Annotated in this window: 29 protein-coding genes; 8 read left to right on the top strand and 21 right to left on the bottom strand. The window is 63.0% G+C overall.

The genetic code is table 11. The features are described 5' to 3' along the window. Positions 1-5: 5 nt before the first annotated feature. The 13 genes from tssG to ACSVIK_RS06650 all read right to left on the bottom strand — a co-directional run bounded on the left by tssG (position 6) and on the right by ACSVIK_RS06650 (position 12,506). Entirely contained in the window at positions 6-1,013 is a 1,008-nt protein-coding gene (gene tssG, locus ACSVIK_RS06710; RefSeq protein ID WP_277373440.1) for a type VI secretion system baseplate subunit TssG, read from the bottom strand. After that, positions 977-2,767 carry a type VI secretion system baseplate subunit TssF gene (tssF, locus tag ACSVIK_RS06705; protein ID WP_442443578.1) on the bottom strand — a complete coding sequence of 597 codons (1,791 nt, stop codon included), beginning with the start codon at positions 2,765-2,767 and terminating at the stop codon, positions 977-979. The genes tssG and tssF overlap by 37 nt, the downstream gene beginning before the upstream one ends. 14 nt (positions 2,768-2,781) lie before the next feature. After that, positions 2,782-3,300: a hypothetical protein gene (locus tag ACSVIK_RS06700; RefSeq protein WP_442443577.1), complete on the bottom strand. Its 519-nt coding sequence runs from the start codon at positions 3,298-3,300 to the stop codon at positions 2,782-2,784. A 236-nt stretch (positions 3,301-3,536) separates the two neighbouring features. Further along, entirely contained in the window at positions 3,537-3,914 is a 378-nt protein-coding gene (locus ACSVIK_RS06695) for a hypothetical protein (protein WP_442443576.1), read from the bottom strand. Continuing rightward, positions 3,911-4,582 (bottom strand): hypothetical protein, encoded by a 672-nt coding sequence (locus tag ACSVIK_RS06690; RefSeq protein ID WP_442443575.1) that lies wholly within the window; start codon positions 4,580-4,582, stop codon positions 3,911-3,913. The genes ACSVIK_RS06695 and ACSVIK_RS06690 overlap by 4 nt, the downstream gene beginning before the upstream one ends. Further along, positions 4,575-5,108: a PAAR domain-containing protein gene (locus ACSVIK_RS06685; RefSeq protein WP_442443574.1), complete on the bottom strand. Its 534-nt coding sequence runs from the start codon at positions 5,106-5,108 to the stop codon at positions 4,575-4,577. The genes ACSVIK_RS06690 and ACSVIK_RS06685 overlap by 8 nt, the downstream gene beginning before the upstream one ends. Continuing rightward, positions 5,098-5,526 carry a type VI secretion system baseplate subunit TssE gene (gene tssE, locus ACSVIK_RS06680; protein ID WP_037002139.1) on the bottom strand — a complete coding sequence of 143 codons (429 nt, stop codon included), beginning with the start codon at positions 5,524-5,526 and terminating at the stop codon, positions 5,098-5,100. The genes ACSVIK_RS06685 and tssE overlap by 11 nt, the downstream gene beginning before the upstream one ends. Positions 5,527-5,532: 6 nt before the next feature. Further along, complete coding sequence (gene tssC, locus ACSVIK_RS06675) at positions 5,533-7,011, bottom strand: type VI secretion system contractile sheath large subunit (protein ID WP_442443573.1); 1,479 nt, start codon at positions 7,009-7,011, stop codon at positions 5,533-5,535. Positions 7,012-7,037: 26 nt separating this feature from the next. Beyond that, positions 7,038-7,544 carry a type VI secretion system contractile sheath small subunit gene (gene tssB / locus ACSVIK_RS06670; protein WP_322979908.1) on the bottom strand — a complete coding sequence of 169 codons (507 nt, stop codon included), beginning with the start codon at positions 7,542-7,544 and terminating at the stop codon, positions 7,038-7,040. A gap of 56 nt (positions 7,545-7,600) precedes the next feature. Further along, on the bottom strand, positions 7,601-9,163 hold the full coding sequence (gene tssA, locus ACSVIK_RS06665) for a type VI secretion system protein TssA (RefSeq protein WP_442443572.1): 1,563 nt from the start codon (positions 9,161-9,163) through the stop codon (positions 7,601-7,603). Between the two features lie 435 nt (positions 9,164-9,598). After that, positions 9,599-10,501: a D-hexose-6-phosphate mutarotase gene (locus ACSVIK_RS06660; RefSeq protein WP_442443571.1), complete on the bottom strand. Its 903-nt coding sequence runs from the start codon at positions 10,499-10,501 to the stop codon at positions 9,599-9,601. Between the two features lie 90 nt (positions 10,502-10,591). Further along, positions 10,592-11,968 (bottom strand): TRAP transporter large permease, encoded by a 1,377-nt coding sequence (locus ACSVIK_RS06655; protein WP_442443570.1) that lies wholly within the window; start codon positions 11,966-11,968, stop codon positions 10,592-10,594. Further along, on the bottom strand, positions 11,961-12,506 hold the full coding sequence (locus tag ACSVIK_RS06650) for a TRAP transporter small permease subunit (protein WP_442443569.1): 546 nt from the start codon (positions 12,504-12,506) through the stop codon (positions 11,961-11,963). Before ACSVIK_RS06650 ends, ACSVIK_RS06655 begins: the two co-directional genes overlap by 8 nt. 235 nt (positions 12,507-12,741) lie before the next feature. Here ACSVIK_RS06650 and ACSVIK_RS06645 point away from each other — a divergent pair, with 235 nt between their 5' ends. Then, positions 12,742-13,839, top strand: a complete 1,098-nt coding sequence (locus tag ACSVIK_RS06645; protein WP_442443568.1) for a TRAP transporter substrate-binding protein — start codon at positions 12,742-12,744, stop codon at positions 13,837-13,839. Between the two features lie 74 nt (positions 13,840-13,913). On the opposite strand, the gene ACSVIK_RS06640 is transcribed toward ACSVIK_RS06645, so the two are convergent. Further along, the gene (locus ACSVIK_RS06640) at positions 13,914-14,318 is read right to left on the bottom strand and encodes an acyl-CoA thioesterase (protein WP_268180327.1); all 405 of its coding nucleotides are present in this window, start codon (positions 14,316-14,318) and stop codon (positions 13,914-13,916) included. Between the two features lie 360 nt (positions 14,319-14,678). Here ACSVIK_RS06640 and ACSVIK_RS06635 point away from each other — a divergent pair, with 360 nt between their 5' ends. The 3 genes from ACSVIK_RS06635 (at position 14,679) to ACSVIK_RS06625 (ending at position 16,669) form a co-directional block, all read left to right on the top strand. Next, positions 14,679-14,843, top strand: a complete 165-nt coding sequence (locus ACSVIK_RS06635) for a DUF1328 domain-containing protein (protein ID WP_268180329.1) — start codon at positions 14,679-14,681, stop codon at positions 14,841-14,843. Positions 14,844-14,853: 10 nt separating this feature from the next. Continuing rightward, positions 14,854-15,315 carry an inhibitor of vertebrate lysozyme family protein gene (locus ACSVIK_RS06630; RefSeq protein WP_442443567.1) on the top strand — a complete coding sequence of 154 codons (462 nt, stop codon included), beginning with the start codon at positions 14,854-14,856 and terminating at the stop codon, positions 15,313-15,315. A 124-nt stretch (positions 15,316-15,439) separates the two neighbouring features. Beyond that, on the top strand, positions 15,440-16,669 hold the full coding sequence (locus ACSVIK_RS06625) for a nucleoside recognition domain-containing protein (RefSeq protein ID WP_442443566.1): 1,230 nt from the start codon (positions 15,440-15,442) through the stop codon (positions 16,667-16,669). An 86-nt stretch (positions 16,670-16,755) separates the two neighbouring features. Here the strand turns inward: ACSVIK_RS06625 and ACSVIK_RS06620 are convergent, their stop codons facing one another. The 4 genes from ACSVIK_RS06620 to ACSVIK_RS06605 form a co-directional block, all read right to left on the bottom strand. Then, positions 16,756-16,971: a dodecin gene (locus tag ACSVIK_RS06620; protein ID WP_268180335.1), complete on the bottom strand. Its 216-nt coding sequence runs from the start codon at positions 16,969-16,971 to the stop codon at positions 16,756-16,758. A 44-nt stretch (positions 16,972-17,015) separates the two neighbouring features. Further along, positions 17,016-17,927, bottom strand: coding sequence for a methylenetetrahydrofolate reductase (locus tag ACSVIK_RS06615; protein ID WP_442443565.1), 912 nt, complete (start codon positions 17,925-17,927; stop codon positions 17,016-17,018). Positions 17,928-18,048: 121 nt separating this feature from the next. After that, positions 18,049-18,939 (bottom strand): LysR family transcriptional regulator, encoded by an 891-nt coding sequence (locus tag ACSVIK_RS06610; RefSeq protein WP_442443564.1) that lies wholly within the window; start codon positions 18,937-18,939, stop codon positions 18,049-18,051. Between the two features lie 3 nt (positions 18,940-18,942). Beyond that, positions 18,943-19,611, bottom strand: a complete 669-nt coding sequence (locus ACSVIK_RS06605) for a DUF3592 domain-containing protein (RefSeq protein WP_442443563.1) — start codon at positions 19,609-19,611, stop codon at positions 18,943-18,945. Positions 19,612-19,733: 122 nt separating this feature from the next. Between ACSVIK_RS06605 and trpB the strand changes: the two genes are divergently transcribed. After that, positions 19,734-20,960, top strand: a complete 1,227-nt coding sequence (gene trpB / locus ACSVIK_RS06600) for a tryptophan synthase subunit beta (RefSeq protein ID WP_442443562.1) — start codon at positions 19,734-19,736, stop codon at positions 20,958-20,960. Continuing rightward, positions 20,957-21,766, top strand: a complete 810-nt coding sequence (gene trpA / locus ACSVIK_RS06595) for a tryptophan synthase subunit alpha (RefSeq protein ID WP_442443561.1) — start codon at positions 20,957-20,959, stop codon at positions 21,764-21,766. The genes trpB and trpA overlap by 4 nt, the downstream gene beginning before the upstream one ends. Positions 21,767-21,905: 139 nt before the next feature. On the opposite strand, the gene ACSVIK_RS06590 is transcribed toward trpA, so the two are convergent. The 3 genes from ACSVIK_RS06590 to ACSVIK_RS06580 form a co-directional block, all read right to left on the bottom strand. Beyond that, positions 21,906-22,340, bottom strand: coding sequence for a hypothetical protein (locus ACSVIK_RS06590; protein ID WP_442443560.1), 435 nt, complete (start codon positions 22,338-22,340; stop codon positions 21,906-21,908). After that, on the bottom strand, positions 22,330-22,932 hold the full coding sequence (locus tag ACSVIK_RS06585; RefSeq protein WP_442443559.1) for a nucleotidyltransferase domain-containing protein: 603 nt from the start codon (positions 22,930-22,932) through the stop codon (positions 22,330-22,332). Before ACSVIK_RS06585 ends, ACSVIK_RS06590 begins: the two co-directional genes overlap by 11 nt. A gap of 112 nt (positions 22,933-23,044) precedes the next feature. Beyond that, a complete protein-coding gene (locus ACSVIK_RS06580; RefSeq protein ID WP_442443558.1) occupies positions 23,045-24,487 on the bottom strand; it encodes a SulP family inorganic anion transporter in 1,443 nt (480 codons plus the stop codon). Positions 24,488-24,682: 195 nt separating this feature from the next. Between ACSVIK_RS06580 and ACSVIK_RS06575 the strand changes: the two genes are divergently transcribed. Both ACSVIK_RS06575 and ACSVIK_RS06570 read left to right on the top strand, forming a co-directional pair. Continuing rightward, positions 24,683-25,426 carry an SDR family oxidoreductase gene (locus ACSVIK_RS06575; RefSeq protein ID WP_442443557.1) on the top strand — a complete coding sequence of 248 codons (744 nt, stop codon included), beginning with the start codon at positions 24,683-24,685 and terminating at the stop codon, positions 25,424-25,426. Between the two features lie 85 nt (positions 25,427-25,511). After that, positions 25,512-26,405, top strand: a complete 894-nt coding sequence (locus tag ACSVIK_RS06570) for a LysR substrate-binding domain-containing protein (RefSeq protein ID WP_442443556.1) — start codon at positions 25,512-25,514, stop codon at positions 26,403-26,405. Positions 26,406-26,646 lie beyond the last annotated feature (241 nt).

Raw genomic sequence — 26,646 nt, 5'->3', positions numbered from 1 at the left:
CTTCCTTAATGTGTTTTGCTGCCGAGCGTGACCAAGCCGTCGGCGTTTTCACGGCCGAGCCAGGTCGTCCACCCTAACAGGCAGGGATTTTCTTCGCCGATGCGCAGGTCACGAATTTCGTCTTGGCGCAGTTCCAGGCGGATGTCGTAGTCCAGCGGATCGCGCAGGGTGAAGCGCACCAGCGCGCACAGCGGCTGGTAACCCGTGCCGATCGGCAGGAACTCGTGAAAGCGCGTCCAGCCGAGCTGGCGCACGTGAATACGGAATTTGCCGCCGCGGTCGCGCACATGCTCGCCGAGCACGGTGTCTTCGCCGAGGCGGCTGTTGGCGAGGCCGAGGCGATTGCGCTGTTCCTCCAGCACGGTGACCTGGCGTTCCAGGCACTGCTCGATGAATAGCTCGGCATGCTTGAAGTAGTAACGCAGCACCGACTCGATCAGCGCCGCCGAATGGGCACGCAGGCTGAGCAGGCCGAGGTAGGGCAGCAGGCGTTTCCAGTTCAGTTCCTGCGCCTGGCGGATCTGCTCGCTGCCGAGGCCGATCAGGGCGAACAGATGCGCCGAGAAGGCGTCCACTGCACCGCTCTGGAAGCATGCGCGATAGCGGTACTTCTTCCAGATCGGCAGCAGCAGGCGCTGCAGGCGGTTGTTGAACAGGTCGAGGAAATCGCGGGTCGGGTTGCCGTCCTCGCTGTCGCCCAGGGCCTGTTCGCTGTAGAACGCCGGCAGCGGCGAGCCGCCGCCGAACAGGCCGACCAGATTGACGCGCATGCGCGCGCGCAGCTCGCCGTGTTCCTCGAAGAACTGCACGCGGTCGATGTCGCTACCCGGGAAGCCCAGGCTCGGGTTGGCCTGGAACTCCAGATGCTCGTAGAGGCGCTCCTCATCCAGATGCGGATGGGCCGCTGCAAGGCGCTCGAGCACCAGCTGTACGGCCTGGAACAGGCTGTACTCGCGGATACCCCGGCTGAGCCGATTCAGAGCAGGGGCTGTTGCCCCATGCGTGGCGTCCATTTGTACGACTCTCCCTGTGTACTCTGTACGTGCAGCTCGTGGTAGCTGTTGAGACTGGCGTAGAGGGCGAAAAATTCATTGAGCACCGAGGCGAAGAGGAACAGATCGCCCTCACCCAGGTAGCCTTCCGGGTTCATGACCAGCTCGGTACGCACGCCACGCACCGGCAGGCCGCGGTGCAGGCGGTCGACATGGCGGTGGCCGATGCTCTTGAGGCCGCCGAGCAGGCGTTTGCTGACGCGCTCGGCATGCTGGTCGTAGTAGCGCGGCAGGTCGTAGGTCTCGAGGATCACCTTGAGCGCCTCGACGTTGGCCAGCGACAGGTAGTTCAGCGACATGTTGGAAATCAGCTTCCACAGGAAGTCGCGGTGCAGCGGCGGTGCATAGCTCGGGGTGACCGCGCTGATGTTGCGGAAGCTGAGAAAGTCCGGGGTGTCTTCGCTGGGCAGGCAGATATCGCCCAGGCGCAACTGGCGTGGCAGGTTCTGGTTGGTGCAGGTCAGCTCGATGGAGAGCGTCTCGTGTTGCTCGAGGTTGTACAGGCCGAAGCTGAGCCAGGTCTCCAGGCCTTCGCCGAGCATCGACGGCTGTTGGCGCACGCTGTAGTGCGGGCGCGCCACCGGCACGTCGAAGCTGGGGTCGTGCTCGAACGACTCGAACGGCACGTACTCCTCGTAGCCCATGCCACCCGGCTTCCAGCCGGTCACGCAGTCCACCGAGAACACCCCGCAGTGTTGCGAGTCGTATTCGGCGGGCAGCAGCAGGTACTGATCCTGCTTGCCGTCGAGGCGGATCGGGATGGCGTCGTGCTTGAACAGGTTGACCACCGGCGTGCAGTACAGGCGCACGTTTTCCAGGGTCGGGCGGATGCGTTGCACGCCGGCCTTGTGGATATCGAAACGCAACTCCAGGCCGCGTGCCTGCTTGAGCAGATCCTCGGGCAGGCCGTTGATGGCATTCAGGCCGAGCAGGTCGACGAAGAGGAATTTCTCCTGGAAGGCGAAATACTCCTGCAGGTAGCGGTAGCCACGGAAGGTGTTCAGCGGGTAGGGGATCAGCGCCTCGTCCTCGGCGAAGCCCACCGGCTGCACCTGCTCGGGCTTGAGCTGCAGCGTGCCGAGGGTCTGGCCGAAGGCATCCTGCATCGGCTTGCCGGCGGCATCGAGCAGCACCACCTGGATGCCGCCGAGGTTACGCAGCAGTGCCAGGTAGAGCATCTGGCCGATATAACGCTCGCCGGCCAGGTGCAGGCGCAGCTTGTTCAGGCCGATCTCGCCGATATGGCCGTCGGCTGTCATCCCTAGGCGCAGGCTGAGCAGGGCACCGTCGCCCTTGACCGAATAATCCAGACCGTTCAGTGCCAGCGGCAGCACCTCGGTGGGGAAGCAGGTACGAAAACGGCAGGTAACGTCCTCGACCGGCTTGGCCTCCACCGGCGTACCCCGTGCCACCGGCAGTGCCGGCCCGGGCCGAGTCAGCGGGTCGAACTGGATCATGCTGAAGGCCGGCAGTGGGCGCATGTAGTTCGGCCACAGCAGGTGCATCAGCGAATGGGTCAGCTCCGGCAGCTCGTCGTCGAGCTTCTGCCGCAGGCGCCCGGTGAGGAAGGCAAAGCCTTCGAGCAGGCGCTCGACATCCGGATCACGCCCGGCCTGACCAAGGAAAGGTGCCAGCGCCGGGCTGCGCTCGGCGAAGCGCTTGCCCAGTTGGCGCAGGGCCGTGAGTTCGCTTTGGTAGTAGTGGTTGAAAGACATCTATCTATCCTTGATCAGTCGGAGCCATTGGCGGGTTCAGCCAAATACTCGATCCATTCATCGCTGGCCTCGTGTTGCTTCAGATAGGCCATGCGTACTTCACCTGGTGCGTGTAGCCAAAAGGCATTCCAGATATTTTCCCACCAGTATTCCAGGCTGCCCTGCTTGCTCATGATCGCCTCGATGGGTGCCATGTTTGGAAAGGCAAACCAAGGTGCTGGAGGCGCCTTGAAGGTCGCGTCGAGCCTTTCGAGAAACCTCTGTGAGTTGGTGATCAGCTCGATGATCAAGCCGTTGAATTCTTCGCGTGCAGAGAGCTTCAGCAACTCTCCGTCTTTATTCGCCAGCTCAGCAACCTGCTCCAATTCGATGTTCGTGTGGCCAAATCGCTCTGCGATCAGATCACGAAGTAGCTGAATCTCAGCTTCAGTGATCATCAGGACGCAGTAATGCGTTGCAGAGGCTTGTTCACCGATGAAGACCTTGCGTGGATAGGCCGCCAACGACGTTTTCAATTCAGGTGACATGGTCATCAGGCAGGCACCTGGTTAAGGAAATAGGTACCTGCAACGTGCAGCGCCGGAACAACCAAAAGCCCAACGAATGCCATGAATTGATAGGGCGTTGTATTACGCACATTCTCAAAAAGCCCAAGGATTGCAGTCACAAAGCAGTAGACGGCCAATAGCCCAAACAGATCGCTGTCAGCAACAGTAGCTAGGTAACCGGAAGTGTTTGTGCTTGGCATTTTATTGGTCTCTGACTCTACTTAATTAACGTCGATTGGAGTGCTGTTTTGGTTCTCCAGTCGAAGTTGCTTACCACTATTCAGTTCGACAGTATCCCCACCGTAGTAACCAAGGAAATCACTATTAGTCAGGCTTTTTTCCTGCTCGTTTAACCAACCTTTGGCCCAAAGATTCCCATTCTCGTAGCGAATTTCGAGAAAGTAATGTGGCGGATCGGCTTTAGTGATTTCAAAAAATGCGCCACCGTCTACGCCGCCGCTCCAGTGAGCATTTGGGTGATCGCGTAGTGCTTCTGGTTTAATCACTATCGGCTCCCACTGAATAAAGAAGACCGCCAAAACTGTCACGGCTAGCAATAGTGCTATGCCTGCCAGAGATATCCATTTCAGAGCTTTCAATCTGAAAGCTCCAAATTGTCGCTTGCGTAGTCGTACTCAAGGTCAGGGTTGCTGAACTGGAACTGCTTCATATAGGCGCTAGGAATCACAACAGGTGGGCGGAAAGGACTATCTAAGCCGATGTGATCGACCAGGTCTGCTACAAACGTCATACAGTTGTGGTTACCAAGATCATATGGCTGTCGCTCAGGGTCCGCGTTCTCAGCCTCCTTTGCCTTGAGCCAGGCAAGGGCTTGGTCGAATATTTGACCACGCAATACGACTCCTGCAATTCGGCCTGACTGTCCGTGATTAGCGGAAACCACTCGCAGAGTTTTCTTCAGGGAGGATTCGGTGATCATTCCGCCCTTTAAAGCCACATCTGGGATCCTCCCGGAGCGGGTCTTTCCATTTGGCCCATAGCGGCCGTATTCGTAATACTTGGTGAGCCCAGTTTTTCCATTAACGATCAATACTCCCGCATGGCCCAGATAAGGAGCTTTCTGTGCGGGAATTGTTATTTTTCGGCCAAAAATCTCAGCTTCATAACCATCAATGTGAATCAAGTAGTCAGGAAAGACTACCGGAATAACGAAGTCTTCCTGCCCGACCAAGTATAGCTGTGCAGGGCTTTGATCCTGAGCCGGGGTTGTCTTTACTGTGCCGAGTGGAATTGCTGCTTCAGTCATCCCATTCGCCCCGCAATATCCAGCCCGGCTTTACAGAAAAGGCAACCGATTGGGGTATATCTTTCTTGCCTAAACACCGTGTCAAGCCGTTTGCATCCGTCGTACCATGAACCTCAATGCCATCTTCCAAGGTGGCGATATAGGCCATGTTCTTCATCGGTGTACCGCTTGCCTGGTCAAGCAATTGAATGCAGATATCGAATCCCTTAGTGAGCAACGGCTGAGGAGGTATAAACGCCGCCCCTCCGCCGCTAGTCCCGATAATCACCGTCCCCGACCCACTCACCACCACATTGCCGTGACTCCCCACACTGCCCACCACCGCCGCCGGCTTGCCGTTGATCAACACGGTGGGAATCACCGCGCCGGACATGGCGCCGCCGCAGGCGGAAGGGTCACCCATGCGCGCAGCCGGCAGGCTGTCGAACAGCACGTCGGGCGAGCCGACGGCGATCGGGTTGGTGCCGTGGCCGGGAATCGGGCAGGCGGTGGGGTCGCTCAGGCGGGCGGCGGGTTTACCGGACATGTGAGGCTCCTGGGTTGACGTTGACCTGACCGCTGCCATCCAGGCTCGCGGAGAAACTGACCTGGCGCTTGATGCCGTCCATTTCCAACATGGCGTCGATGGCGAAGGCCTGACGCAATGGGTCATGGGTGCGCGGCAGGGATATCACCCGCACCTGGGTCAGTCTCGGTTCGTACGCTTCGATGAAGCGTTCGATGGCGATACGCGCCTGCTGCAGCGAGTCGTGCAGCGACAGGCGCATATCGTTCAAATCGGGCAACCCGTAGTCGGGCAGCGTTTGCACACTGCCCGCACGGGTGCTGAGCATCTTGGCCAGATGGGCAGCCACCGAGGCCATGGCGGCGACCTCGCGGCTCCAGCCGGCACGTTGGCCGGCCTCGCCACCGAGGCGCTCGAACAGGCTGCCGTATCCGTTCATCGATGCTTATTCCTTGTCCAGCTTGCCAACCAGCGACAGGGTGAAGTCGGCACCCATGTACTTGAAGTGCGGGCGCACGTTCAGGCTGACGCGGTACCAGCCCGGCTCGCCTTCGACATCGCTGACGATGACCTGGGCGGCGCGCAGCGGACGACGGCTACGCACTTCGGAGCTGGGGTTCTCCTGGTCGGCCACGTACTGGCGGATCCACTTGTTGAGTTCCAGCTCGAGGTCGGTACGTTCCTTCCAGGCACCGATCTGCTCGCGCTGCAGCACTTTCAGGTAGTGAGCCAGGCGGTTGACGATGAACATGTAGGGCAGCTGGGTGCCCAGCTTGTAGTTCAGCTCGGCGGTCTTGCCTTCTTCGCTGATGCCGAAGAACTTCGGCTTCTGCGCGGAGTTGGCGGAGAAGAACGCGGCGTTGTCGCTGCCCTTGCGCATGGTCAGGGCGATGAAGCCTTCTTCGGCCAGCTCGTACTCGCGGCGGTCGGAGACCAGCACTTCGGTCGGGATCTTGGTTTCGATCTCGCCCATGCTCTCGAAATGGTGCAGCGGCAGGTCTTCCACCGCGCCACCGCTCTGCGGGCCGATGATGTTCGGGCACCAGCGGAACTTGGCGAAGCTGTCGGTCAGACGGCTGGCGAAGGCGTAGGCGGTGTTGCCCCACAGGTAGTGCTCGTGGCTGTTGGCCACGTTTTCCTTGTAGACGAAGGTCTTCACCGGGTTGTCTTCCGGGTCGTACGGGTTGCGCAGGAGGAAGCGCGGTACGGTCAGGCCGACGTAACGGGCGTCTTCCTGCTCGCGGAAGCTCTGCCACTTGGTGAATTGCGGGCCCTCGAAGTGGTCTTTCAGATCCTTCAGATCCGGCAGGCCGGTGAAGGTCTCCAGGCCGAAGAATTTCGGGCCGGCAGCGGCGATGAACGGCGCGTGGGACATGCAGGCCACCGAGGCGACGTACTGCAGGGTCTTGACGTCCGGAGCGCTCGGATCGAAGAAGTAGTTGGCGATCAGGGCGCCGACCGGCTGGCCACCGAACTGGCCGTACTCGGCGGTGTAGATGTGCTTGTACAGGCCGGACTGAACGATTTCCGGGCTGTCCTCGAAGTCATCGAGCAGATCCTGCTTGGAGGCGTTGAGGATCTCCAGCTTGATGTTTTCGCGGAAGTTGGTGCGATCCACCAGCAGCTTGAGGCCGCGCCAGGAGGATTCCAGGGCCTGGAACTGCTCGTGGTGGAGGATTTCGTCCATCTGCCGGCTGAGCTTGGCGTCGATCTCCGCGATCATGCGGTCGACCATGGCCTTCTTCACCGGCTCGTTTTCGTTCTGCGGCTTGAGCAGCTCTTCGATGAAGGCCGACACGCCACGCTTGGCGATGTCGTAGGCTTCGTCGTCGGGCGTCAGCTTGGTTTCCGCGATGATGCGGTCGAGGATGCCGAGGTCGGCGGCGCTTTGGCTGCTTTCTACGGCTGCGCTAGTCGTGCTCATGGATATGCGTCCTTGTCAGTTGAGTATCAGGAGTCGAGCTTGTCTTTGGCGGCCAGGCCCAGTTCGCCGAGCACGCGGTCACGCGAGTCGTCGTCGGAGAGCACGCTCTCGATGGCCTTGCGGAAGGCCGGGGCGTTGCCCAGCGGGCCTTTCAGGGCGACCAGGGCGTCGCGCAGCTCCATCAGTTTCTTCAGCTCCGGCACCTGCTCGACCAGGTTGGCGGGGTTGAAGTCCTTCATGGAGTTGATCTTCAGTTGCACGGCCAGCTCGTCGTCGGTCTCTTCGTCCTGCAGACGGTTCGGCACGGCGAAGGTCAGGTTCAGTTCCTGCTTGGCCAGCACTTCATCGAAGCTGTTCTTGTCGATGCTGATGGGTTTGCGGTCTTCGATCTTGCGATCGTCGGCACGCTGGGTGAAATCGCCGAGCACCATGAGCTTCAGGGGCAGTTCGATTTCTTCCTGGGCGCCGCCGGTGGCGGGTTTGAAGGTGACGTTGATGCGTTCCTTGGGGGCTACCGAGCCTTCTTTGGCCATGGGTGTTCTCCTTTGCGTTTATGGCCCGGAGGCCTTTGGTTGGGCGTATTGGCGCCTTAGTCCAGCACCACCTCGAGGTCGAGGTGGCACAACCTGCGATAGATCTCGTCCTTGCTGTCGCGCACCGCATGGTTCTGCGGCAGTAGCTCGCAGCAGTTGTGCAGCAGACGCAGCACATCGAGGGCGAGATCGGGTTCCCACTCGCCGAGGCCGGAGGCCTGCAGCGTCTGGTCGAGCGATTCGAGTTGGGTCTTGGCCAGGTCGTACTTCTTCGCGGCGAAGCACAGACGGGCCAGGGTCAGTTGCCAGAAGAAGCGTTCGCGGCCACCACGGGCGCGTGACATGCCTTGCTTGAGCTGTTGCACGGCGGCTTTCAGGCCGTCCTTGCGCAGGTCGGGCAGCACTTTTTGCAGGGCTTCTTCCCAGGGGGGCGTGGCGCCCTGCTCGTTGGCGGCGGGCTTCTTCTCCACTTCCGGTGCCTGCAGGTGCGGCAGCACATGGGCGCCGATCCAGGCACGGGTTTCGGCATCGGCGAACGGTACACCGTCGTGGAAACGCAGTTCGTCCAGGCCGGGCACGCGCTGCAGGAACAGGGCGAGCTGGATTTCCACTTCACGCATGGCCTGTTCTGCCTTGAGCTCCTGCAGGCATTCCCAGACCAGGCGCTGGCCGTCGAGCCAGAACGGCGCACGGGCGATGCTGGCTTCCAGGTCGGCGAGCAGATCGGCGTAGGCGCCCTGGGCGAAGCGTTCCTTGTACGAGGCCAGCTTGTCGGCCGGCAGGCCGCGCAGGGCGGTGATCTGCTCGGCGTTACGCTCGGGCAGCGATTCGATGGGCAGCCATAGCAGGGTGCGCGCTAGGCGCAGTGGCTTGAGATCGGTGGCCTTGTTCTTCAGCCACCAGGCGCACAGCGGCCGGGCGGCGTCCTGCTGGGTGCGCAGGGCCTTGTGCGCATCTTTCTCGCTTTCGATGGGGCCGCTGCCGGTAATGATCTGGGTGGCGACCTGCTTGACCTGGGCGATGGCGGCGCCCACGGCGCCGGGCTCGGCCTGGCCCTGGCTGGCGCGCTTGATCTGTTCATCGAGACGACGGCACAGCGGCAGCAGCAGCGGCGAGTCTTCGCCAAGATGAGCGGAAAGGCTGGCTTCGAGGCCGTGCAGGTGCTCGGCCAGGCGGCGGAACAGCGGCAATTGCTCGCTGATTGGCACGTGATCGGCCAATGCCTGTTCCAGGCGTGGCAGCAGCCAGTTGATGGCGGCGGCGCGGGTACGTGCCTTGCGTGGGTGCAGTTCGTGCCAGTGATGCTCGCAGAGGTAGTGCAGCAGATTCAGGCCGGCCTGCAGGCCGGCGAAGGATTCGCGCTGGAACAGGCCCCAGGTCAGCCAGGTGGCGGCACGCAGATCCTTGGACTGGGTGGTCAGCAGATTCTCGCTGCCTTCGCGCACTTTCTGCCAGTCGATGCCGCCGGTGTCATGCAGCGATGAGGCTTTGCCCAGTTCGGTTTCCAGCATTTCGTATTCGCTGGAATAACGCACATCCTCACCTGCAAAGTTGCCCTCGATAATAGGCGTCTTGGCGAGGTTGAGATAATGAGCGGTCAGCTTGCTGGAGTATGTCATTCCATGACTCGACTATTGAAAGTGGGCAACTTAGACGGAACTACAAGTTGCCATCAAGATGATGGCAAAGCGCCGTTTTGCGCAACTTTTTGCGCAGTCGTTTGTGCAACAACTTGCGCAAGATCCTTATGGGTTGGGCATCCTAGCCCCATGAGCGGAGGTGGGCAACCATCCAAAGTGTGATATGCATAACATTCAGCGATATCTATCGAATTATTGCAGGCGACTCGTTCAGGCATGTTGCACATGCACTTGGAGCAATCCGTTATCGATGTTTTGCCTTTCAGAAAACATATCGGATGCATGTAAGAAATAACTTACTGGCAAATTAGTGGCGCATCACATTTGCTGGCTTTCTGATATTGCCGTTTGTGATGCCGGCCGCTGTTTTCATGCGGGCTTTATGCAAGGGCGGCCGGCGAGGGTGAGCAGGTTTCAGGCGTCGAGCGGTGCGCTGTGAAGGCGTAATTCCAGACGGTGCCGTTCGTCGGGTTGTAGCTGCAACATGTCTTCGAGCAGGTTGGCCGTTTCGATGCACAGCATGCCCTGCCAGGCGTCATCGGCGAATTGCGACAGGCGTCTGGCCTTGTCGATCCAGGGGTTCCACAGCACCGCGGAGTGCGAACCCCGGGCGTCGAGGTGGATGCGCCGCTGCCAGAGCGGGTCGACGATGCTCAGGCGCTCAGATGTGCCGAGGTAGATGCGATCCACCTCACCGCTGAAAGTCGCTGGGCCGTCCTGTTGCAGTTCGCGCCAGTCCTGCAGCGTATCGATGTAGCGGCAGCCCTGCAGCCCCTCGACGTGCACCTGGCGGATGTCGCTGACGGCGAAGTAGCTGTGCAGCGCCTGACTCAGGGCCAGGAGCGTGTCGCTGCGGTTGTGGGTTTCCAGGCTCATGCTCAGATCTTCACCGAGGCGCACGATGAAGGTCAGGCCGACATCGCGGGGCCAGCCGGGCAGGGGCGCCTCGCGCGTGTCGTAGGCGAAGCGCAGGGTTGCTGCGTCAGCCTCTTCGTTGATACCCAGCAGCTCCCAGTCTCGCGCCCGCACCAGGCCATGGGCTGGCGGCTGGTCATGGTGATAGTGAGCCTGCACCGCCTGCGGGTTGCGCCGCAGGTCACCGAACCAGGGCCAGCAGATCGGCACGCCGCCGCGCACGCTCTGCCCGCGCTGATAGGCGGCCTCGGGACTGAGCCAGATCAGGGGCGGCTGCCCGTCCTGGGCATAGCTGAGGATTTGCGCGCCCTGCTGCGCCAGCAGCAATTCGCTGCCTGCGCAACGGATGCGCCAGCAGGTCAGTTGATCCAGTTCCAGGCATTCGACTTGAGGGCTGCTCATGACGCGTCTCGCTTTGCTGAATGGGGTATGGGGAAATGAAACGCCCGTCACAAGGACGGGCGTTTCGAGCTCCTTGCCAGCCTTTATGACCTAGTTGCCGTAGACCTGTTCCGGCAGCCAGGTGATCAGCCCAGGGAATACATAGGCAATCACCAGCAGCACTATCTGGATCAGGATGAACGGCACCACGCCCTTGTAGATGGTGCTGGTGGCCACGCTGGCAGGCGTTACCCCGCGCAGGTAGAACAGGGCGAAGCCGAAGGGTGGGGTGAGGAAGGAGGTCTGCAGGTTCAGCGCGATCATCACCCCCAGCCAGATCGGATCCAGGCCCATGGCCAGCAGCACCGGGCCGACGATCGGCACCACCACGAAGGTGATCTCGATGAAGTCGAGGATGAAGCCGAGCAGGAAGATCACCAGCATCACCACGAAGAAGGCGCCGAGCACGCCGCCGGGTAGCTGGGCGAACACGTCCTCGATCAGCACTTCGCCGCCAAAGCCGCGGAACACCAGGGAGAACAGCGAGGCGCCGATCAGGATCATGAAGACCATGGCGCTGATCTCGGTAGTGCCGTAAGCCACTTCCTTTAGCTGACCGAAGTTCAGCTTGTTCTTGCTCAGGGCCAGCAGCATGGCACCGACGGCGCCCAACGCAGCGGCTTCGGTGGGGGTGGCGTAACCGGCGAGGATCGAGCCGAGCACTGCACCGATCAGAATCAGCGGCGGAATCAGTGCCTTGGCCAGCTTGCCCCATTCGATCGGGCCGAGCTCTTCCTGCGGCAGCGCCGGCAGCTTCTTCGGCTGGAAGATGGCGACGAAGATGATGTAGGCGATGTACAGACCGACCAGCAGCAGGCCAGGCAGCAGCGCACCGACGAACAGATCGCCGACCGACACGGTCTTGGGCGAGAAGATGCCCATTTTCAGTTGCGCCTGCTGATAGGCGCTGGACATCACGTCGCCCAGCAGCACCAGGACGATGGACGGCGGGATGATCTGCCCCAGGGTGCCGGTAGCCGCCAGGGTGCCGGTGGAGATGGCCGGATCGTAACCGCGGCGCAGCATGGTCGGCAGCGCCAGCAGGCCCATGGTCACCACGGTGGCGCCGACGATGCCGGTGCTGGCGGCGAGCAGGGCGCCGACCACGCACACCGAGATCGCCAGGCCGCCGCGCAGAGTGCCGAACAGGCGCGACATGGATTCGAGCAGATCCTCGGCCACCCGTGAGCGTTCCAGCATCACCCCCATGAACACGAACAGCGGCACGGCCAGCATGGTCTGGTTGTTCATGATGCCGAACAGACGGTTCGGCAGAGCGCTGAGGTAGCCGGCATCGAAGGTGCCGGTGAGCGCGCCGATACCGGCGAACAGCAGGGAGACACCGGCCAGGGTGAAGGCCACCGGAAAACCGGCCATCAGGGCCGCGCAGATGCTGACGAACAGCAGAATCGCCATCAACTCAGCCATGTTTCACCTCCACAGCCGGCAGGCGACCGCTGACCACGTAGAGCGCCTTGATGGCGTTGGACAGCCCCTGCAGCACCAGGCTGACCACCAGCACCAGGATGATGCTCTTCTGCAGATAGACGAAGTGCAGGCCGCCGGACTCGCTGGAGGCCTCGTGGGTGGCCCAGGAGTTGGCGACGTAGTCCCAACTGGCCCAGCCGAGGAACAGGCTTACCGGCAGCAGGAACAAGAGGGTGCCGAGCAGATCCACCAGGGCCTGCCGACGACCGCTGAATTTCTGATAGAAGATGTCCACACGCACGTGGCCGTTGCGTTGTAGCACCCAGGAGGCCGCGCCCATGAAGACCAGGGCGTGGGCGTACAGCACCGACTCCTGCAGGGCGGTGGCGCCAATGCCGAAACCGTAGCGCAGCACCACGACGATGGCCGTACCGATCACCAGGAACAGGGTCAGCCAGGCGCAGGCCTTGCCGAGCCCGGCGTTGAGACTGTCGATCAGGGATGCAAGAGCGAGGGGAAGTGAAGGCTTGTCGGACATAGTGAGTCCTTTATCGTTATTGGAAGGAGGCAGGGCGTAGGTCGCACGCCATGACACGCACGCCCTTGTGAGGCGCCGGCCGGCGATTCTAGGCAGGCTGCCGGCCCGGCAGCAATGCCCATGCAACTTTAGTCGTAGCGACTAGGCTTGAGAGTCACTTGGCCCTATGTTAATCAAGCCCGGTCTGCCGTCGGCGATCCCGTGGTCAGACCAATACAACAACAAGGAGCATTGCATGAAACGTCGCGACATACTCGCCGCAGCAGGTGTGGGCCTTGCGGCCACCGCGCTGGTGGGCTGCAAAGAAGAAGCGAAGAGTGGCGCACCCCAAGAGGGTTCCAGCTCGCAGACCTTCACCTGGAAGATGGTCACCTCCTGGCCGAAGAACTTCCCGGGCGTCGGCGTGGGGGCCGAGCGCTTCGCCAAGCTGGTCGATGAAATGAGCAATGGCCGCCTGAAGGTCAAGGTCTATGCCGCTGGCGAACTGGTACCGGCGCTGGAAGTGTTCGACGCCGTATCGCGCGGCACCGCGGAAATGGGCCATGGCGCACCCTATTACTGGAAAGGCAAGGTGCCGGCCGCGCAGTTCTTCTGCGCCCTGCCGTTCGGCCCCAACGCCCAGGAAATGAACGCCTGGCTGAATTACGGCGGCGGTCAGCAGCTCTGGGAAGAGGTGTACAAGCCGTTCGGCGTGCTGCCGATGGCCTGTGGCAACACCGGCGTACAGACCGCCGGCTGGTTCAACAAGGAAATCAACTCGGTCGACGACTTCAAGGGCCTGAAGATGCGCACCCCGGGCCTGGGCGGCGAAGTGCTGACCAAGATGGGTGGCACCGTGGTCAACATGCCGGCCGGCGAGATCTTCACCGCCATGCAGACCGGCGCCATCGATGCCACCGAGTGGATCGGCCCGTACAACGACCTGGCCCTGGGCCTGCACAAGGCGGCCAAGTACTACTACACCCCGGGTTGGCAGGAGCCGAGCGTGCTGTTCGAGCTGGACGTCAACCTCAAGGCCTGGGAAACCCTGCCGGCCGACCTCAAGGCCATCGTTCGCGCCGCCGCGCGTGACGTCAACGCCGACATGCTCGACGACTACAACGCCAAGAACATGGAGGCCATGGAGCAGCTCAAGGCCGAAGGTGTGGAAGTCCGTCGCCTGCCGGACGAGGTGCTGGCGCGCCTCAAGGAAGTGGCGGCCGAAGTGGTCGAGACCAGCGCCGCTGCCGATCCGGCCGCCGCCAAGGTCTGGGCGCAGCAGAAGGCCTACCTGCAACGTCTGTACGACTATGCGGAAGTAGCAGACAAGGATATCTACAACATCCGCGGCTAAGCGTTCGTTGCACAGCAAAATGCCGGCTCTTCAGCCGGCGTTTTCGTTAGCATTCCCGGGTTGCGCGCCGGCTGTCAGCCGCGGCGTGGCGGCACCGGGCGGGTGCGGCCGCTGCCATCTATGGCGACGAAGACGAACACCGCCTCGGTAACCTTGCGCCACTCGTTGGACAGCGGGTCGTCGCTCCACACCTCGACCATCATCTGGATCGAGCTGCGCCCCACTTCCAGCGTCTGGGTATAGAACGAAAGCTGCGCGCCCACCGCCACCGGCACCAGAAAGGCCATGCGGTCGATGGCCACCGTGGCCACGCGGCCACCGGCGACCTTGCTGGCCATGGCCGTGCCGGCGAGATCCATCTGCGACACCAGCCAACCGCCGTAAATGTCGCCGAAACCATTGGTCTCGCGCGGCAGCGCGGTGATCTGCAGGGCCAGGTCGCCCTGAGGGATCGGATCTTCCTGTTCGTAGTCGTTCATGGCTCGAGACTCACGGCGCGGTTGTTGGTCTGGGCGCGAACCCTGGCGGTAGAAGGCTTGGCGAGTATAACGGCTGAGCGGGCGGTGAGCGACCATTGCGGCGTAGAGGCGCTTGGCTGAAGCGCAGCGCTCGGGTAAAACGCACGACCCTGCAAGCGGCCATCGGGCAGGATGCCTTGAAGCTTGCTCGGCGTTGTTTTTTATCTATTTGATTTTAAAGGCTTTGTGTAAAAACCAAGTCTGGCACGGGCAGTGCAATCTTTCTGTCAAACGCCTCCAGAACCGGGGCGTAGAGCGTCAAACACAAGACTCATGGCCCTCGCGGGCCGCCTTGAACCGCAATACTTGAGGAGAACTGCCATGCTGAGCTGGGCACTGACCTTTCTGATCATCGCCATCGTCGCTGCCGTACTGGGCTTCGGGGGTATCGCCGGCACCGCTGCGGGTATCGCCAAGATCCTGTTCGTGGTCTTCCTGGTACTGTTCGTCATCTCCTTCTTCATAGGCCGTCGCCCGCGCATGTAAGGAGGACGCGATGCAGACACTTCACGCCTTGGTCGCCGCCCTGCTTCTGGGCGGCGCCGTGGCGGCTCACGCCGCCGACCGTGACGCCATGTTCCAGCCCAGCGAGCTGCTCGGCAGCGACAGCGAGTACCGCGAAGCCTGGCAGGACATGGTCGAAGATGAAAAACGCCTGCCGGAGTGGGTGATGAACCTCAGTGGCACTTCCACGCCCATGCAGGCCGTGGACAGCGAAGAGGGACGCTTCCTCGTCGGCCAGGTCTGCGAGGCGCACAACTGCTTCAACCAGCGCGTCTACGTGGCCTTCGACTGGGACAAGGACGATGCCTACGCGCTCTACGTGCAAGTGCCTGATGGCCTGCCAGAGGATCGCGCGCCGAGCGAGCATGCCAGCCTGCGTTGGCTGGGTGAGCCGGACGAGGAAGTGCGCAAGCTGCTGCAGGAGCAGCTAAGCAGCGATCCCAACTGGTTCTGAGCCCGTCTGATCACCCGCAGCAGCGAACTCATTGACCAATGAGCCGTGGCGGTGGCGCTGCTTGCGCCCCATCGCCACGGCTGTCGCGCTATCATCCCCGGCCAGTGCAACGAGGGGGTGAGGCATGCTCAACGGCCTGTGGCTGAGCTTTTTCCTGATAGCCGCGGTGGCGGGATTTTCCCGCTGGCTGATCGGCGACGATCCGAGCGTGTTCGCCGCCATGGTCGAGGCGCTGTTCGCCATGGCCAAGCTGTCGGTCGAGGTCATGGTGCTGCTGTTCGGCACCATGACGCTATGGCTCGGTCTGCTGCGCATCGCCGAGCAGGCCGGCCTGGTCGACTTGCTGGCGCGCCTGCTCGGCCCGCTGTTCGCTCGCCTGATGCCGGAGGTGCCACGCGGCCATCCGGCGCTGGGGCTGATCACCATGAACTTCGCCGCCAATGGCCTGGGCCTGGACAATGCCGCCACGCCCATCGGCCTCAAGGCCATGCGCAGCCTGCAGGAGCTCAATCCCAACAAGCTGGTGGCGAGCAACGCGCAGATTCTCTTTCTGGTACTCAATGCCTCGTCGTTGACCCTGCTGCCGGTGTCGATCTTCATGTACCGGGTGCAGCAGGGCGCCGAGGATCCGACCCTGGTGTTCCTGCCGATCCTGCTCGCCACCAGTGCATCGAGCGTGGTCGGCCTGCTGTCGGTGGCGCTGATGCAGCGCCTGCGCCTGTGGGATCCGGTGGTGCTGGCTTACCTGGTGCCGGGTGCCTTGCTGCTCGGCGGCTTCATGACGTTGCTGGCCGGGCTCAGTGCCACGGCGCTGGCGGCACTGTCATCGCTGCTGGGTAACCTGACGCTGTTCTGCGTGATCCTCGCCTTCGTGCTTATCGGCGCGCTGCGCCGTGTCGCGGTCTACGAGCAGTTCATCGAAGGCGCACGCGAAGGCTTCGACATCGCCAAGAGCCTGCTGCCCTATCTGGTGGCCATGCTCTGCGCCATCGGCGTGCTACGTGCCTCCGGCGCGCTGGAATTCGGCCTCGACGGCATCCGCTGGCTGGTGGATCTGCTGGGCTGGGACACGCGCTTCGTCGATGCCCTGCCCACCGCGCTGGTCAAGCCGTTCTCAGGCAGCGCGGCACGCGCCATGCTGATCGAAACCATGCAGGCGCAGGGCGTCGACAGCTTCGCCGCCCTGGCCGCCGCCACCATCCAGGGCAGCACGGAAACCACCTTCTACGTGCTGGCCGTGTACTTCGGTGCGGTGGGCATCCAGCGTGCTCGCCACGCCGTGGGTTGCGCCCTGCTGGCCGAACTGGCCGGGGTGATTGCGGCGATCTCGGTGACCTACTGGTTCTTCGGCTGAGGGACGTGCTCGCCGCGGCGCGATTACAGGCGCGGCGGGGAAGCCGGGCGGGCTGGTGGCTAGCGGAGCCCGCCCGGCCAGGCAGGTCAGCTATCGCCGAGGCGGAAGCCGACCTTGAGGGTGACCTGATAGTGACCGACCTTGCCGCCTTCGATATGGCCGCGGGTGCTCACCACCTCGAACCAGTCCATGTTGCGCACGCTCTTGGCGCATTCGGCCAGCGCGTTGTCGATGGCGTCTTCGATACTGCTGCGGGACGAACCGACGAGTTCGATCATCTTGTAGGTGTGGTGGTCGGTCATGGATGGACTCCTGCGTCTTGGGGTGTCTTCTTCAGACTAGCTCGCTACGCATAAGTGTCATCGACCGCTACCTCGGCCTCAGAACTGCACTCTATAGGCTGGGGTGAAGGGGCGCTCATGTCACCCAGTCGGGCATTGATCCAGTTGACGCCTTCCTCGATCCCGCCAAAGGGGTAGAGGTGCCAGCCGATGCGGCCCAGTTGCCTGCCGCCCAGCCCAGCCTGCAACTGATCCCAGTAGCGCTCGGCACCCACACGCTGCATCAGGTTGGTGATCGACAAGCCATAGCGACGCAGGATGGAGGCAGAGGTTGCCACGCCGAACTGGCGGGCGAAGCGCAGCAGCTTGCCGACATCGGCCGGGCCGGGCACGCCGATGCGCACCGGGGTGTCGATGCCCTGCTGGCGCAATTGCTCGATCCAGCGCACCACTGCCTCGGCGTCGAAGCCGAACTGCGTGGTGATCTCCACGGCGCAACCGGCTTCACGGAGAAAATCCAGCTTCCATTTCAGCGCGCGCATGAGTTCGTCCCTGGCGATCTTCGGGTGCCCTTCCGGGTAACCGGTGATCACCACCTGCTCGATGCCGTGGCGCTCCAGCACGCCGCTGACCAGCAGCGCCAGGGAGTCCTGATAGGGCCCGGCTGGCGTGTTCGGGTCACCGCCGACGAACATGAAGCGCTTGGGCGCTGCCTGGGCGATCAGCGCGCCGATCAGTTCGTCGCGATCCGCCTCGGAGCGTAACCGGCGTGAGGAAATGATCGGTACCGGCTCGGCGCCGCAGGCACGGATGACCTTCGCCGCATGGATGCGCTGGGCATGGTCTTCGTTGCCGAGAAAGGCAATGTTGATCGGCGTGCCAGCCGGTATCGCCGCCTTCGCCTGCTCGACTTCATGGATGCCCTTGCCGGTCACTTCCAGCGTATAGGGGGTGAAATTGCTGCACGGGTTGGACATCGATGCCTCGTCTGAACCGGCCAGGCCGCTGAGCGAAAGGAAAGTCCGACGATGCTAGCAACCGACCTCGTCCGCCGCGTCGCTGGTTACGTCACGCCGTGCCGCAGAGGCGACCAGGTGGTCAATCCGGAGCTGCTGCCAACTCTTTCGTCAGCCAGCGCGCCAGCCGCTCGCTGCGCGGATCGGCGCGGCGCGTCCATAGCGCCAGGCAGCCGCTGGTTTCGACGAAGCCCCAGGGCGCGACCAGGCGCCCGGCGTGCAGGTCGTCGGCCACCAGGGTCTGCGGCGCGATGGCCACACCCAGCCCGGCAGCGGCGGCCTCCAGCAGATAGTAAAGATGCTCGAATCCCTGGCCCATTTGCAGCCGCTCGGGCGCCAGCCCCCGGGCGTGCGCCCACTGCGGCCAGGCCTGCGGGCGCGAGGTGGTGTGCAGCAGTGGCTCGGCATACAGCGTATCGGCACTGGCGGCGCTCAGTTGCGCATGATTGGCATAGCGCGGGCTGAGCACCGGGCCGATGCGCTCAGGCGCCAGCTCGAACACCTGCATGTCGCTGGGCCAGGGCGGGTCGGCAAACAGCAGGGTGGCGTCCACTTCAGCGCTGCGCGGATCCAGCTCGCCCTGGCTGGCCGATAGCTGCAGGCGCAAATCCGGCAGCTCACGCTGCAGGCGATCCAGACGTGGAATGAACCAGCGCGCCAGCAGGCTGCCCGAGCAACCGAGGACGAAGGGGCGTTGCTCGGTTTCGCGGCGCAGCTCGGCGCAGACGCTACTCAGGCGCTCGAAGCACTCGCTGCTGACATCACGCAGGCGCAGCCCGGCATCGGTGAGTTTCACGCCGCGCCCGTCCTTGTCGAACAGGTTCAGGCCAAGCTGTTCTTCCAATGCACGAATCTGCCGGCTGATGGCGCCATGGGTGACGTGCAGCTCTTCACCAGCCTTGCTGATGCTTTGCAGGCGGGCGGCGGCCTCGAAGGCGCGCAGGGCGTTGAGCGGCGGTAGTTCTCGGCTCATGGCTCATACCGCCAGGCGTGGCAGAAAGCTGGTGTCCACGCTGTAATGTCGAGGATCTTCCGGATCGACCATGACCCGCAGGCACTCTTCCTGGATGAACGGTCGGGGGTCGAACCAGAGATCTTCGCTATAGAAAACGTGCATGGCTCCGCTCTCCGGGTTGTGCCACTGACAGACCAACTGCCAGGCCGGTACATCGTTGAGTGTGGAAAAAGGATTGCGCCGGACGTCGACGAATTTCGCCTGAACAGCCTGGGCTCTGCTTTCAAGGCGCTTGACTCGCCTGTTGGAAAAGGAGTCAGGCATCAGCAGGAAGGATCCGACCAGGCAGAAGAAGAGGCCGACTGCGCCCAGTATCAGGCTGATGAACCAGTTCTGCGTGAAGCTATCGATATGAGCGTTCTCCGGCTGCAGCGGGTCATAGAACAAGTCCACCACTTCACCCATGGCATAACCGGGGCGGCTGCACACCTCGCCGGTGAAGCGGGTGAGCTCACCTTGGCGTGGGGAAAATTCGACCACTGGGCAGCCTCTTCCCATCACTGCAACCACCTCTCCGGTCGTTCGTAGCATCTGCTCCTCTGCATTCCATCTGTGAATCTGGAGCAGCAGAGCAAACAGAATGAAAATTCCACCCAGCACAGGGAAAGTCCATAACCAGCGGTCATTCATACAATTCTTCCATGATTGATATGTGAGAAAATATCACGTTTCAAGGCAAATAAATCGGTTTTTAGGCGTGCTTTCGAGCCTTACACTGGCGCCATTGTCTGACTAACCAATGGATGACTGCCATGTCTGGTTCACAGAATTCCTTCCGCACCGGCCCCGACGCCCGCGGCCTGTTCGGCCGCTTCGGTGGCCAGTTCGTCGCCGAAACCCTGATGCCGCTGATCAACTCGTTGGCCGCCGAATACGAGAAGGCCAAGAATGATCCGGCCTTCCTCGAAGAGCTGGCCTACTTCCAGCGCGACTACATTGGCCGCGCCAGCCCGCTGTACCATGCCGAGCGTCTCTCCGAGCACTTCGGCGGGGCGAAGATCTACCTCAAGCGCGAAGACCTCAACCACACCGGCGCGCACAAGATCAACAACTGCATCGGCCAGATCCTCCTGGCCAAGCGCATGGGCAAGCAACGCATCATCGCCGAGACCGGCGCCGGCATGCACGGCGTGGCCACCGCCACCGTGGCCGCGCGCTTCGGCATGCAGTGCGTGGTGTACATGGGCACCACCGACATCGATCGCCAGCAGGCCAACGTCTTCCGCATGAAGCTGCTCGGCGCCGAGGTGATCCCGGTCACCGCCGGCACCGGCACCCTCAAGGACGCCATGAACGAGGCCCTGCGCGACTGGGTGACCAACGTTCACAACACCTTCTACCTGATCGGCACCGCTGCCGGCCCACACCCGTACCCGGCCATGGTGCGCGACTTCCAGTCGGTGATCGGCAACGAAGTGCGTGAGCAGATCCTGGACAAGGAAGGGCGCCTGCCCGACTCGCTGGTGGCCTGCATCGGCGGTGGCTCCAACGCCATCGGCCTGTTCCACCCCTTCCTCGATGACCAGGGCGTGCAGATCGTCGGCGTCGAGGCAGCCGGTCACGGCATCGACACCGGCAAGCATGCCGCGAGCATGGCCGGTGGCGCGCCAGGCGTGCTGCACGGCAACCGCACCTTCCTGCTGCAGGACGAGGACGGCCAGATCACCGATGCCCACTCGATTTCCGCCGGCCTCGACTACCCCGGCGTCGGCCCCGAGCACGCCTGGTTGCACGAGATCAAGCGCGTCGAGTACGTGCCGATCAGCGATGACGAAGCCCTCGAAGCTTTCCACCAGTGCTGCCGCCTGGAAGGCATCATCCCGGCCCTGGAAAGCGCCCACGCGCTGGCCGAAGCCTTCAAACGCGCACCCAAGCTGCCCAAGGATCACCTGATGGTGATCAACCTGTCCGGTCGTGGCGACAAGGACATGCAGACCGTGATGCACCACATGCAGGATAACCAGGAGAAGCACGCATGAGCCGCCTGCAGAACCGTTTCGCCGAACTGAAAGCGGAAAACCGCGCCGCGCTGGTGACCTTCATCACCGCCGGTGACCCCGACTACGCCACCTCGCTGAGCATCCTCAAGGGCCTGCCGGACGCTGGCGCTGACGTGATCGAGCTGGGCATGCCCTTTACCGACCCGATGGCCGACGGCCCGGCCATCCAGCTCGCCAACATCCGCGCGCTGGCTGGCAAGCAGGGCATGCAGCAGACGCTGCAGATGGTGCGCGAATTCCGCGCAGGCAACCAGAGCACACCGCTGGTGCTGATGGGCTACTACAACCCCATCTTCGTCTACGGCGTGGAGCGCTTCATCGCTGATGCCAAAGAGGCCGGCGTCGACGGCCTGATCGTGGTCGACCTGCCGCCGGAGCACAACGACGAGCTGTGCGAACCGGCGCAGAGCGCAGGCATGGACTTCATCCGCCTGACCACGCCGACCACCGATGACGACCGCCTGCCCACCGTGCTGGCTGGCAGCTCCGGGTTCGTCTACTACGTGTCGGTGGCGGGCGTGACCGGCGCTGGCGCGGCGACCATGGATCATGTCGAAGAAGCCGTAACTCGCCTGCGCCGCCATACCGACCTGCCCGTGTGCATCGGCTTCGGCATCCGCACCCCGCAGCACGCCGCCGAAGTGGCCAAGCGCGCCGAGGGCGCGGTGGTCGGCTCGGCGCTGATCGACAAGATCGCCGAAGCGAAGAGCCCGCAGCAGGCCATCGACGGCGTGCTCGGCCTGTGCCGCGAACTGGCCGAGGGTGTGCGCAGCGCGCGTCGCTGATACCCGCTCTGGCATACGAAAAAGCCGCTGGCGGAGCGATCCGTCAGCGGCTTTTTCATGGCTTTGTAGCCTGGGTCGAGCGTAGCGAAACCCAGGAATTGCTTGATGGGTTTCGCGAAGCTCTACCCATCCTACGACTTCATGCTGGCCAAACCATCGCCATGGCCTTCTGTACTTCAGGCAGAAGTGCGTCGGTAGCCGCAACCAACTCTGCCAGCAGCGGCTCATCCACGTCCATATACCCTTCGTATTCAGCCAAATTGCGTCGGTCATGGCACAGCGCAAACAGGCGCACTTGTGCCTTGCTGACGGCAAGCGTGTGCGTCAGGCACTGGAACACCAGATAGCGGCGGTCGGAGCGATAGCCCTGCAGGCGCAATGCAGTCAGAGCCAGTGCGTGGGCGGCGTTGTAGGCGAGGTCGAAGCGGCTGGCGAATGATAGCGCGGAATGCTTTGCGTCCTGCAGGCGATCGATGGCCGAACGCAGCAGTCCTTCGCATTCCTTGCGGTCTGGCGCTTCGGCCTTGAGGTTGCCCGTGCGCACCAGATTGTCCAGATTGTCGTTACTGCCCATGTTCGGTTCCCTCCGGGTCGTGGCCGATCAGCTCGATCTTGTCCTGCTGCGCCACCCGCAATACGAAGCTGTTGCCAGCGGCTTTCCTCGCCAGCCAATCGCTCGGAGTGTATAGCGTCGGGTTGATGGTGCGTCCCAGTTGCGCCTCGACCGGCAGCAAGAGCTCCATCACTCCGGCGTAGCTGAGGCCATCGCCAATCAGCATCAGGTCGATATCGCTATCGGCATGTTCACTGCCCTTGGCCAGCGAACCATAGACGAATGCCCACGTCAGTTGTCCGGCCAGCGTCGCGAGTGCCTCACGCAGCGGCGCACCGATACCGAAGGTCTTGCGCACGATGCCTTGCAGCTCGGCATAGATCGGGCAGTTCGGATTGGCCTGGTAGTGGGTCTGGTTGCCCTGGTGGCTCATGGTCAGGATGCCCGCCTGCTGCAGGCGCTCCAGCTCACGCATCAGGCTGCCTTTGCCGACTTGCGCGTGGCGGGCGATTTCATTGGTATAGAAGCTCTGCTCCGGCTTGCCATAAAGCAGGCCCAATACCTTGCGCTGGGTGCCGGTGAACAGCGCCTCGCTTAATGAAAGCTTTGGCATAGAAGATCCATTGAGTCCCAATCAGGGAACGATAAGTCCTTATTTGGGACTCTTCAATGTTCTTTCATCGAGAATGCAGCCTGCACCACCATGATCACGCCGCAGGCGTGCCCTATTCACCCGCGCCAGCCCGCTTGAGCAACTGCTTGCAACGCTCGGACAGGTGCACCACACGCAGGTGCTTGCCGGCGCGTTCGTAGCGTTCACGCAGGGTCTTCAGCGCAGCGATGGCCGAGTAGTCGACGAAGCTCAGGTGGCGGCAGTCCAGGGTCACCTGCTGCGGGTCGTCGGCCGGGTCGAACTGGGCCAGGAAGGTGGTGCAGGAGGCGAAGAACAAGGTGCCGTGGGCGCGGTACAGCTTGCTGCCGTCGGCCTGCATATCGCTGTCGGCGTACAGCTCGCGGGCGTGCTGCCAGGCGAAGTTGAGCGCGGCGATGACGATGCCACAGAGCACCGCCGTAGCCAGGTCGGTGGCCACGGTGATGGCGGTCACCGCGACGATCACCAGCACGTCGTTGGCCGGCACCTTGCCGGCCACCCGCAGCGAGCCCCAGGCGAAGGTCTGCTGCGCCACCACGAACATCACCCCCACCAGCGCGGCCAGCGGAATACGCTCGATCAGCGGCGAGAGGAACAGCACGAAGAGCAGGATCATCACCCCGGCGACCACACCGGAGAGCCGCCCACGCCCACCCGAGCTGAGGTTGATCACGGTCTGGCCGATCATCGCGCAGCCGCCCATGCCGCCGAACAGGCCGGAGGTCATGTTGGCCACGCCAAGGGCCACGCATTCGCGATCCGGGTGGCCGCGGGTGGCGGTGATCTCGTCGGTCAGGTTCAGCGTCAGCAGGGTTTCCAGCAGGCCGACCAGGGCCATCAGCACGGCGTAGGGGGTGATGATGGCCAGGGTTTCCAGGTTCCAGGGAATGTCCGGCAGCATCAGGTTCGGCAGGCCACCGGCGATATGCGCCATGTCGCCGAGGGTGTGGGTCGGCAGGTCGAGCGCATAAACCAGCGCACCGATGCCGAGGATCGCCACCAGCGCTGGCGGCACCGCGCGGGTCAGGCGCGGCAGCAGGTAGACGACGACCATGGTCAGCGCCACCAGGCCCAGCATCAGGTACAGCGCCTTGCCCTGCAGCCAGTGGCCGTCATGCTGGAAGTGCTCGAGCTGGGCCAGGGCGATGATGATGGCCAGGCCGTTGACGAAGCCGAGCATCACCGGGTGCGGCACCATGCGGATCAGCTTGCCCAGGCGCAACAGACCGAACCCCAGCATGATCAGGCCACCCAGCAGCACCGTGGCCAGCAGGTACTGCGCGCCGTGCTGCACCACCAGGGCGACGATCACCACGGCCATCGAACCGGCGGCACCGGAGATCATCCCCGGCCGGCCGCCGAACAGGGCGGTGAGGGTGCAGATGATGAAGGCGCCATACAGGCCCATCAGCGGGTTGACCTGGGCCACCAGGGCGAAGGCGATGCACTCGGGCACCAGGGCGAAGGAGGAGGTCAGGCCGGCCAGCAGGTCGGCGCGCAAGCTTGCAGGTTTCATGAGCAGGTGCGGGTCGCTAGAAGGGCGCGCATGGTAACCCCCGAGTCCGCTGGCGGCCACCCGTCATGTGTCTGGCTCTCGACAATCGCCTCTCGGTGGACAACGCTTTTGTTCACCAGCGGGATCGCCAGGTGGTGGACGGGTGAAGCGTCGTCCACCCTACGCATGATGACCACAACGAACAGGAGACGCCTGATGAGCAAGAATCTGCTGATTACCGGCGCAAGCCGTGGCATCGGCCGTGCCACCGCCCTGCTGGCCGCCGCGCAGGGCTGGACGGTCGGCATCAACTACCGCAGCGACCGTGCTGCTGCCGATGAGGTGGTGGCGCGGATAGCCGCCTTGGGCGGCAAGGCTGTCGCCATACCTGGCGATGTGGCGGTCGAAGAGGAGGTTCAACGCCTGTTCGCGGCCATGGACGCGCTCGGCCCGCTGCATGGCCTGGTGATCAATGCCGGTATCGTCGCCCCACCCATGCCGTTGCTGGACATGAGCGGCGAGCGCTTGCGGCGTATGTTCGAGGTCAACGTGCTGGGCAGCTACCTCACCGCACGCGAAGGCGCCCGGCGCATGGCCCGTAGTCGCGGCGGCGAGGGCGGCGCGATGGTGCTGGTGTCGTCGGTGGCTGCCAGCCTCGGTTCGCCCTTCGAGTATGTCGACTACGCCGGGGCCAAGGGTGCCATGGATGTGCTGACCCGTGGCCTGGCCAAGGAGCTGGGCGGCGAGGGCGTGCGGGTCAATGCGGTGCGCCCGGGGCTGATCGACACCGAGATCCACGCCAGCGGCGGCCAGCCGGATCGCGCCGAGCGCCTGGGCAAGACCACGCCGCTGGGCCGTGCCGGGCGTGCCGAAGAGGTCGCCGAGGCGATCGTCTGGCTGCTCGATGACAAGGCCAGCTACACCACCGGGGCACTGATCGATATCGCCGGCGGGCGTTGAGCGCGTTGCCGTCAGCCGGGCGGATCGGCAGACTCTTGCTCGAAACGCCGGCCAATCCGCAGGCGTCCATGACTGAAGCGCAACCATGAAGACCAGCCTGGAAGAAATGCTCGCCTTCGTCAGCGTGGTCGACAGCGGTTCGATCAGCGCCGCCGCCGAGCAGCTCGAGCAAACCGCGTCGGGCGTCAGCCGGGCGCTGAGCCGCCTGGAGGAAAAACTCGCCGTCACCCTGCTGCGCCGCACCACCCGGCGCCTGGAGCTGACCGAGGAGGGCGAACTGTTCCTGGCTCAGGCGCGGCGCATCCTGGCCAGCGTCGAGGAAGCCGAGGAGCAGATGGCCCTGCGCCGTCAGGCTCCGGCCGGGCGGCTGCGCATCAACACCGCCTCGCCCTTCATGCTGCATGTGATCGTGCCGCTGATCGGCGAGTTTCGCGCGCGTTATCCGCAGATCGAACTGGAGCTGAACAGCGACGACCGCATCATCGACCTGCTGGAGCGACGCACCGATCTGGCCATCCGCATCGGCCACCTACCGGACTCCAGCCTGCACGCCCGGCCGCTGTGCCACAGCCGCCGGCGGGTGCTGGCCAGCCCTGGATATCTACGTCAGCACGGCACCCCGGCACGCACCGAGGCGCTGGCTGGGCACAGCCTGCTCGGTTTCACCGAACCCGACAGCCTCAACGAGTGGCCATTGCGCCATGCCCTTGGCGAGCGCTGGCGCATCGCCCCAAGCCTGTGTGCCTCCAGCGGCGACACCCTGCTGGCACTGGCCATGGCCGGTGAGGGCCTGGTGTGCCTGTCGGACTTCATGACCGCTGCCGCCCGCGCCAGCGGCGCGCTGGTGGAGGTGCTGGCCGAGCAGCGTGTCGAGGTGGGGCAGCCGATCAATGCGGTGTACTACCGCAACACCGCGCTGGCTTCGCGTATCACCTGCTTTCTCGATTTCCTCAGCGAACGGCTGGGCAACCCGAATTGACGTAATCCGGATTACCTCCGAGTTACGCGGCACAAGCGCAACAAAAAAGGTTCTTCGCGGAATCTCGGGTAAGTAAGTCTTGACACTGGACTGGCAAGTTTGTGTGAGTGCTTGTTCCGGATTGCCGCGTTTTTGCTGATGTTTTTTGGTTTCGCCCTCCCGGACGAGTCACTTTTGGGGCAAAAGTAACCAAAACCTCCGCCCTTTCATCCGGCCCTGGCTGCGCCAGGGTTCGCTCACT

It is taken from the genome of Pseudomonas sp. NCHU5216, from assembly GCF_052156495.1.
Lineage (GTDB): Bacteria > Pseudomonadota > Gammaproteobacteria > Pseudomonadales > Pseudomonadaceae > Aquipseudomonas.
The sequence above is the reverse complement of the archived record's forward strand: the minus strand, read 5'-3'. Positions and strand labels throughout refer to the sequence as shown.

Excerpts from the sequence above, each read along its gene's own strand:
- ACSVIK_RS06640 (WP_268180327.1), bottom strand. The coding sequence starts at position 14,318 with ATGAACGACTACGAACAGGAAGATCCGATCCCTCAGGGCGACCTGGCC.
- ACSVIK_RS06685 (WP_442443574.1), bottom strand. The coding sequence starts at position 5,108 with ATGTCCGGTAAACCCGCCGCCCGCCTGAGCGACCCCACCGCCTGCCCG.
- ACSVIK_RS06645 (WP_442443568.1), top strand. The coding sequence starts at position 12,742 with ATGAAACGTCGCGACATACTCGCCGCAGCAGGTGTGGGCCTTGCGGCC.
- ACSVIK_RS06635 (WP_268180329.1), top strand. The coding sequence starts at position 14,679 with ATGCTGAGCTGGGCACTGACCTTTCTGATCATCGCCATCGTCGCTGCC.
- ACSVIK_RS06590 (WP_442443560.1), bottom strand. The coding sequence starts at position 22,340 with ATGGGCAGTAACGACAATCTGGACAATCTGGTGCGCACGGGCAACCTC.
- tssG (WP_277373440.1), bottom strand. The coding sequence starts at position 1,013 with ATGGACGCCACGCATGGGGCAACAGCCCCTGCTCTGAATCGGCTCAGC.
- trpA (WP_442443561.1), top strand. The coding sequence starts at position 20,957 with ATGAGCCGCCTGCAGAACCGTTTCGCCGAACTGAAAGCGGAAAACCGC.
- ACSVIK_RS06570 (WP_442443556.1), top strand. The coding sequence starts at position 25,512 with ATGAAGACCAGCCTGGAAGAAATGCTCGCCTTCGTCAGCGTGGTCGAC.
- ACSVIK_RS06660 (WP_442443571.1), bottom strand. The coding sequence starts at position 10,501 with ATGAGCAGCCCTCAAGTCGAATGCCTGGAACTGGATCAACTGACCTGC.
- trpB (WP_442443562.1), top strand. The coding sequence starts at position 19,734 with ATGTCTGGTTCACAGAATTCCTTCCGCACCGGCCCCGACGCCCGCGGC.
- tssE (WP_037002139.1), bottom strand. The coding sequence starts at position 5,526 with ATGAACGGATACGGCAGCCTGTTCGAGCGCCTCGGTGGCGAGGCCGGC.
- ACSVIK_RS06655 (WP_442443570.1), bottom strand. The coding sequence starts at position 11,968 with ATGGCTGAGTTGATGGCGATTCTGCTGTTCGTCAGCATCTGCGCGGCC.
- ACSVIK_RS06630 (WP_442443567.1), top strand. The coding sequence starts at position 14,854 with ATGCAGACACTTCACGCCTTGGTCGCCGCCCTGCTTCTGGGCGGCGCC.
- ACSVIK_RS06625 (WP_442443566.1), top strand. The coding sequence starts at position 15,440 with ATGCTCAACGGCCTGTGGCTGAGCTTTTTCCTGATAGCCGCGGTGGCG.
- tssB (WP_322979908.1), bottom strand. The coding sequence starts at position 7,544 with ATGGCCAAAGAAGGCTCGGTAGCCCCCAAGGAACGCATCAACGTCACC.
- ACSVIK_RS06700 (WP_442443577.1), bottom strand. The coding sequence starts at position 3,300 with ATGACCATGTCACCTGAATTGAAAACGTCGTTGGCGGCCTATCCACGC.
- ACSVIK_RS06585 (WP_442443559.1), bottom strand. The coding sequence starts at position 22,932 with ATGCCAAAGCTTTCATTAAGCGAGGCGCTGTTCACCGGCACCCAGCGC.
- ACSVIK_RS06575 (WP_442443557.1), top strand. The coding sequence starts at position 24,683 with ATGAGCAAGAATCTGCTGATTACCGGCGCAAGCCGTGGCATCGGCCGT.
- ACSVIK_RS06605 (WP_442443563.1), bottom strand. The coding sequence starts at position 19,611 with ATGAATGACCGCTGGTTATGGACTTTCCCTGTGCTGGGTGGAATTTTC.
- ACSVIK_RS06650 (WP_442443569.1), bottom strand. The coding sequence starts at position 12,506 with ATGTCCGACAAGCCTTCACTTCCCCTCGCTCTTGCATCCCTGATCGAC.
- tssF (WP_442443578.1), bottom strand. The coding sequence starts at position 2,767 with ATGTCTTTCAACCACTACTACCAAAGCGAACTCACGGCCCTGCGCCAA.
- ACSVIK_RS06580 (WP_442443558.1), bottom strand. The coding sequence starts at position 24,487 with ATGAAACCTGCAAGCTTGCGCGCCGACCTGCTGGCCGGCCTGACCTCC.
- ACSVIK_RS06615 (WP_442443565.1), bottom strand. The coding sequence starts at position 17,927 with ATGTCCAACCCGTGCAGCAATTTCACCCCCTATACGCTGGAAGTGACC.
- ACSVIK_RS06690 (WP_442443575.1), bottom strand. The coding sequence starts at position 4,582 with ATGACTGAAGCAGCAATTCCACTCGGCACAGTAAAGACAACCCCGGCT.
- ACSVIK_RS06620 (WP_268180335.1), bottom strand. The coding sequence starts at position 16,971 with ATGACCGACCACCACACCTACAAGATGATCGAACTCGTCGGTTCGTCC.
- tssA (WP_442443572.1), bottom strand. The coding sequence starts at position 9,163 with ATGACATACTCCAGCAAGCTGACCGCTCATTATCTCAACCTCGCCAAG.
- tssC (WP_442443573.1), bottom strand. The coding sequence starts at position 7,011 with ATGAGCACGACTAGCGCAGCCGTAGAAAGCAGCCAAAGCGCCGCCGAC.
- ACSVIK_RS06610 (WP_442443564.1), bottom strand. The coding sequence starts at position 18,939 with ATGAGCCGAGAACTACCGCCGCTCAACGCCCTGCGCGCCTTCGAGGCC.